This window comes from Thiocapsa sp. C2-2m (assembly GCF_041903745.1).
In the GTDB taxonomy this organism is placed as follows: domain Bacteria; phylum Pseudomonadota; class Gammaproteobacteria; order Chromatiales; family Chromatiaceae; genus Thiocapsa; species Thiocapsa roseilacustris.
Map to the genome: position 1 here is coordinate 1 of NZ_JBBWVD010000088.1, position 5,403 is coordinate 5,403.

The following is a 5,403-nucleotide window of genomic DNA, read 5'->3' on the forward strand; positions in this document are numbered from 1 at the left end:
CAAGACGCATCTCGGCGACTCTATGCTGGCCCGGCGACGACAGGCGTTCAAGGCGCCGAAGCTCGACATGAAAACGGCATGAAGGTTTTGATGGGAAAGCCTGGGCGATTGAACATCCTACGCGCCATCGGCGAAACACATTGTCGATTCAGCGGAGACATCAACGCGCGATTGCGGGTCACAGGCCATGTGTTTCAAGGGCGGTTCGGCTGCGTGGCAATGGATGACTCTACACGTGATGGCAGCTTTCCGGTACGTGGCTTTGAATCCCGTCAAGGCGAGGCGTGCTGCAACGCCTGCCGATTGGCCTTGGTCCAGCACGCCCGCGCATCTCCGGCGCCAAGACGACGGCCTGGTGACTGTTCGACCTTGACTGGAGCGCGTGGAGAATGTCGCCCAGTTCTTGGAGATGCCAGCGGACCCTGAACGGGTCGCCGCGTTCACTCGGGATCAGACCATCGGACGACCATTGATGGGCGAGCACGAACTCGCCGAACTTGAGAAGCGGCTTGGCCGAACGCTTCGTCCCGGTACTGGCAACACGTGGTCGACCCTCTTCCAACAACAAGGATCCAAGACAACTGGAATTGTGGTAAACGGTAAAGTGTCACCGTAATTCGCACGAGACAAACCTGCGCTATGCACCACTCCCAATTCATCCTCCGCGCCGCGCTCGTACTGGCTGTTGGCGGCTGTGCTCCAACGCCCACCATCAGGATCAGCCCGTCACCTCAAACTCCAGTCTGCGAGGCATCCGTGACAGCGCTCGTCTTGTGGCGGACGCAGTGGCGCGCAGATCAGAAGGATGTTATCGAACGAGAGACTGCGGCCGCCGCTGGAATCGGTCAATTCTTCGAGTCTTCTGGATGCTTCAAGTCTGCTTCGGTAAAGCGCCTGCCGCAACTCTCTGAGGAACAGGCAAAACATACGGCCGCTGCAGCGGCAAGTCAAAGCGGCAACGTCGTCCTTGTATCCGTGCGGGAACTGGGACCAACCGTCAAGATTGGTGCGTCAATAGCGCTCGTAGAGGGCGGCACCGAAGCTGTTCTAGACGTATCTGAGTTCAACTCCGGTAAGGCAAAGCCACGGACATTTACCGTCCAGTGGAATAGCGGTGGACCCGGGGTGCTGAAAGGTGTCGCCAGCCTTCCACAAGACATGCAAGCAGCGCTTGCCGCAGCCCTGCAACCGGCCGACGCGGTGACGCCTAACCCCTCGCGCAAGCGGAGCGCCAACGGCAGTCCACCAGGCCCGGTCTGGCGGTACGCGGTACATTTTCGCCAGCCCAGGCCTGGCGTCCAGCCGTAGTCGCCCGCTCAGCTTGAACGTTAGTGCGCCAAGCGAAGCTTGGCGCTTCTTACCGGGTGCAAGTCCGGGTCAGGTAAGGGCTAGCCACCCACCCGTCTCGAGTGTTGCGTCCGGGAGTTGGGAGTTCCAGGGACAGTTTACTTAATACCCTAGACGAGATGATTCGGATCGATTAGAACACGAAATGATGTTTCTGTGACGAGGGATTGGCCGACCGATGGCCAGACTTCGAAGCGTGGTCGTCCCGGAAATTCCACATCATGTGACCCAGCGCGGTAATCGACGCCAGCGGACCTTTTTTTTGCGACGAGGACTACGCCGAGTATCGGCGATTGCTGTCAACCTCCTGTCGAGCGTGTGGCACGCAGGTGCTTGTCTACTGCCTCATGCCGAATCCTGTGCACCTGATCCTGGTCCCGGCCGATGAGTTCGGTTTGCGCGACGCCCTGGGCGAGGCGCATCGTCGCTACACGCGCATGATCAATTTCCGCGAAGGCTGGCGAGGGCACCTTTGGCAGGAGCGTTTTCGCTCGTTCGTGATGGACGAGCGGCATCTGATCGCCGCTGCCAGGTCTGTCGAGCTGAATCCCGTCCGTGCGCGGCTCTGTGCACGACCGGAGGACTGGCCGTGGTCGAGCGCCCGAGCCCATCTGGCCGGAGCTGACGACGAGTTCGTCAGCGTGGGTCCGCTGTTGGAGCTGATCTCCGACTGGGATCGCTTCATCGGCGAGACTGACGCCACGGACATCGCCCACCTTCTGCACGCGCATGCCGGCACCGGTCGACCGCTCGGTCCGGATTCCTTTGTCGAAGCTCTGGATGAACGCCTCGGTCGCCCTCTCAAGCGACAAAAGCCAGGGCCGAAACCATCGCGACGAGACTCTAACACCCGGGATCTCTTTGAGCTGCCGGAACGGGATTAAGTAAACTGTTCCCGGAATTGCCCGCGCCTGACCTCGCTTCGGATACCGGTCTCGCCTTCCCGTCCGCCCTCTGGGCACGACACCCTTGGGAGAACCCATGAGCACTGCCTTTTCGAGAACCATGCCGAAGCGCCGCGGCGGCCGTCCTGGGCCTTGGCTCGCCGCGATACTGGTCTGCTCCTTTGCGCTGCCTGGAGACTTACCGGCTCAGGCGCGCCCTGGGGGCGACGGCGCACTGGTGCCGGGGGAGGTCCTGGAAGTCGCCACGGACGGGGTGGGCCTGCGCGCCGGCCCCGGGGCGGATGCGGCCCTGGTCCTGGATGTGCCGCTGTCCATGGACGAGGGTCGGTCGATTGCAGTGACGCCTTCGCGCGCCGAGCACGTCGAGGTCCTTGTCAGCGACGGCGACTGGGTCAGGATTCGACTGATCGAAGGACGGGGCCGCTCCACTAAACCGGGAGCGGAGGGTTGGGTACAACGGACGGACCTGACTGCGGTACGAGCGCCCGAGGCTTACCGCACCTTCACGACCGCCGACTTCGATTGGGCGCAGATTCCGGTCGACTTGCGCGCGGAATTGCTGGCGGCCTTGAACCGCGCGCACCGGGACCAGCCCGCCTGTCGCGATGCGATCGATCCGTCCAGCCTCGGGGCCACCGGGGGTCTATCGGCGGTGCTCGGCGCACCGGTCTTCGGCATCGCCTGCGGGGCGGGGGAGCGCCGCCGGTTCCACTTCATCTATGACGTCGGCAGGGGCGCGGCGTCCGCCGGCGGCCCCGCACCATCACCCACGCCTGACGAGCGGCAAGTCACAACCAGCCCAGAAAGATCACCGTTGGACAAGACCGCAATGAAGCTCGAACTCTACGCACCGCCGGATAACGAAGTGTCCATCGTTTCGGACGTAGCGACCCAGAGGCAGATCGCAGACACTATCGAGAACCAACCATGGAGCGACATCACTTTCCTCGTCCTAAAGCGTGACGAAGACAATTGGTTCGAGGTATCTGGCAGCACTTCGGCTGGCTTCAGCGCGAGATACATGGCCGAAGGCAGAGAGTTCGTTTCGTCAAGAGCCCCGGACTCGCTTGCAGAGATGTGTATCCTAATGACCTCCTACCTGGAAGAAGACGGCAAGTGGAAGACAGCGATCGGCTGGGAGTAAGATTTTCTCATGACACCGCTCCTGTGGTGTCACGCCGCGCTTGGCGCTCTGCGCCGACGCGTCGAGATGACGAAGTTCCGGGAAGAAAACCGGGACAAGCCGACCTTTTCCCAGATGATCCTGGACAACCTCAAGGTCGCCGGGGTGCAGCAGGCGCACAAGGACGGCAAGATCACCTTTACCTCGCTGACCCCTTGGCCCGGCGGGCTCATCTGCGCGGAGGGGAGGTTTTCAGTGGATAGTCGCGAGGGGCGAGTGGAGAGTCAGAGATCGCTCGCCACGGACCATTCCCAGCTATCCACTCATCACTCGCCACTCACCACTGAAAATCGCGCAGCGATTTTCATCGGTCCCGAGTTCGGCACCGTCACCCGCCCGGATCTGGTGAGCGCCGCACGGGCCTTGATCGTTATCCCGACCAGCAGCGCGCGTGAGATGCGTAGTCAGGGCTTCCAGCCCTGTTTCTGTCAGGCCAGGATGGCCTGACTACGCAGGTAGCCGATCGTGTGGTCGGAATTATGAACAAGCCCGCCGCACGCGAGGCGGGCGACGCCGATTTCGATGTCTTGATCGCCTGCGCCTTCAACTACGAGGCCCACGCCACGGAGTGCAACAAACTCGGACGGGCCTTGATCATAATCCCGGCCAGCGGCCGACGAATCGTGCGTAGTCAGGGCTTCCAGCCCTGACTCTGTCAGGCCAGGATGGCCTGACTACGCAGTCACGCGGCCGTGTGGTCGGAGTTATGAACATGGCCCTCGGACGCATCCCGGTGCTCAAGGCGCGCATGAATGCCGACCTGCACATGGCCGAGGATCTGAAGGCCACCAACACGGGCAACCTCTTCGTGATCTTCGGCGAGCCCGATATGACAGTGGCGAGTGAAGAGTGGTTAGTGGATAGCACTGGAGAGCGGGTGGCGCCTTATGACATCTATCAATTCATATCGGGACTTGATCGTCTGGAAGAAATCAATGGACTTGGCCGTGATGATCTATGCCGAAACGCGGCAATTGCCCGTCGAAGAGAGATATGGGATTTCCTCGCAGATGCGTCGCGCGGCCTCGTCGGTGGCGGCGTACATCGCCGAGGAACAGGCGCGAAGAACGACGGGGGAGTTTCTCCAGTCGCTTGGTATGGCGCGCGGCTCGCTGGCGGAGCTAGAGACCTTTATCGAACTCTGCGCGAGGCTGGAGTACATCGGTCTGGCGAATTCCGAAGCCTTATTGAACATCTGAAGTAAAAGGGGCCAGGCTTGATCGGTTCACTGCACGAAGTCACCGGCCGACTGTCGATGTGGATTCGTGCGCGGCGGGACATGCACTCAGCGTTGCGGCAACAGCAGGAATTGAGCCTGACCGCTTTTCCGGACACCATCACCCAATCGACATCTTCGGCACCGACTTCGACGATCCGCTGTCCTGGGGGCAAGGTGATGAAGGTGTTTCGGGTGACGCCATGACGCCATCATGCCCACGCCGAGCCTGGCGGGCGGGCGATCGGTCGAGCTGCTTTGCTCGGCAAAGACAGCAACCGACCTGCCGTCTCGGAGTCTGAAACACCATGATGGAATACAAAGGCTATATCGGACGCGTTGCACTCGACGACGCGGCCGGTTTGTTTCACGGCGAGGTCATCAATGCGCGTGATGTCGTCACCTTTCATGGCACCAGCGCGGAGGACATCATGCGCGAATTTCGAGCCTCCATCGATGTCTATCTTGACTTCTGCGCCGAGCAGGGAAAGGAAACCCGATCGCCCGGACGCTGGGCATTTGGTCCTGGATATCGCACCGGAGCTGCAAACCGCGATGATCCGCGCGGCGACGCGCGAGCAGAAGAGTCTGGACGCCTGGATCCTTGACCGATTGGTCGCAGGCGTCGGCGGCTAGGATGTTCAATCGCCCAGGCTTTCCCATCAAAACCTTCATGCCGTTTTCATGTCGAGCTTCGGCGCCTTGAACGCCTGTCGTCGCCGGGCCAGCATAGAGTCGCCGAGATGCGTCTT

General features: G+C 61.3%; 6 protein-coding genes and 1 pseudogene. All 7 read left to right on the top strand.

The annotated features are described in order from the left end of the window. Nucleotides 1-1,525: 1,525 nt before the first annotated feature. The 7 genes and pseudogenes from AADX97_RS28475 to AADX97_RS28505 all read left to right on the top strand — a co-directional run bounded on the left by AADX97_RS28475 (nucleotide 1,526) and on the right by AADX97_RS28505 (nucleotide 5,259). Nucleotides 1,526-2,231, top strand: a pseudogene (locus tag AADX97_RS28475) (transposase). 121 nt (nucleotides 2,232-2,352) lie between these two features. Continuing rightward, nucleotides 2,353-3,396: a hypothetical protein gene (locus AADX97_RS28480; RefSeq protein WP_374237536.1), complete on the top strand. Its 1,044-nt coding sequence runs from the start codon at nucleotides 2,353-2,355 to the stop codon at nucleotides 3,394-3,396. Nucleotides 3,397-3,405: 9 nt separating this feature from the next. Continuing rightward, nucleotides 3,406-3,882: a hypothetical protein gene (locus tag AADX97_RS28485; RefSeq protein WP_374237537.1), complete on the top strand. Its 477-nt coding sequence runs from the start codon at nucleotides 3,406-3,408 to the stop codon at nucleotides 3,880-3,882. Between the two features lie 32 nt (nucleotides 3,883-3,914). Then, complete coding sequence (locus AADX97_RS28490; RefSeq protein WP_374237538.1) at nucleotides 3,915-4,085, top strand: hypothetical protein; 171 nt, start codon at nucleotides 3,915-3,917, stop codon at nucleotides 4,083-4,085. Between the two features lie 300 nt (nucleotides 4,086-4,385). Next, on the top strand, nucleotides 4,386-4,634 hold the full coding sequence (locus AADX97_RS28495; RefSeq protein ID WP_374237541.1) for a four helix bundle protein: 249 nt from the start codon (nucleotides 4,386-4,388) through the stop codon (nucleotides 4,632-4,634). Between the two features lie 17 nt (nucleotides 4,635-4,651). Further along, nucleotides 4,652-4,858 (top strand): hypothetical protein, encoded by a 207-nt coding sequence (locus tag AADX97_RS28500; protein ID WP_374237539.1) that lies wholly within the window; start codon nucleotides 4,652-4,654, stop codon nucleotides 4,856-4,858. Between the two features lie 101 nt (nucleotides 4,859-4,959). Then, nucleotides 4,960-5,259, top strand: a complete 300-nt coding sequence (locus AADX97_RS28505) for a toxin-antitoxin system HicB family antitoxin (RefSeq protein ID WP_374237540.1) — start codon at nucleotides 4,960-4,962, stop codon at nucleotides 5,257-5,259. The last annotated feature ends 144 nt before the right edge of the window (nucleotides 5,260-5,403 follow it).

Bases quoted from the DNA above. Each gene is read 5' to 3' on its own strand.
- AADX97_RS28480 (WP_374237536.1), top strand. From the start codon at position 2,353: ATGCCGAAGCGCCGCGGCGGCCGTCCTGGGCCTTGGCTCGCCGCGATA.
- AADX97_RS28485 (WP_374237537.1), top strand. From the start codon at position 3,406: ATGACACCGCTCCTGTGGTGTCACGCCGCGCTTGGCGCTCTGCGCCGA.
- AADX97_RS28490 (WP_374237538.1), top strand. From the start codon at position 3,915: ATGAACAAGCCCGCCGCACGCGAGGCGGGCGACGCCGATTTCGATGTC.
- AADX97_RS28495 (WP_374237541.1), top strand. From the start codon at position 4,386: ATGATCTATGCCGAAACGCGGCAATTGCCCGTCGAAGAGAGATATGGG.
- AADX97_RS28505 (WP_374237540.1), top strand. From the start codon at position 4,960: ATGATGGAATACAAAGGCTATATCGGACGCGTTGCACTCGACGACGCG.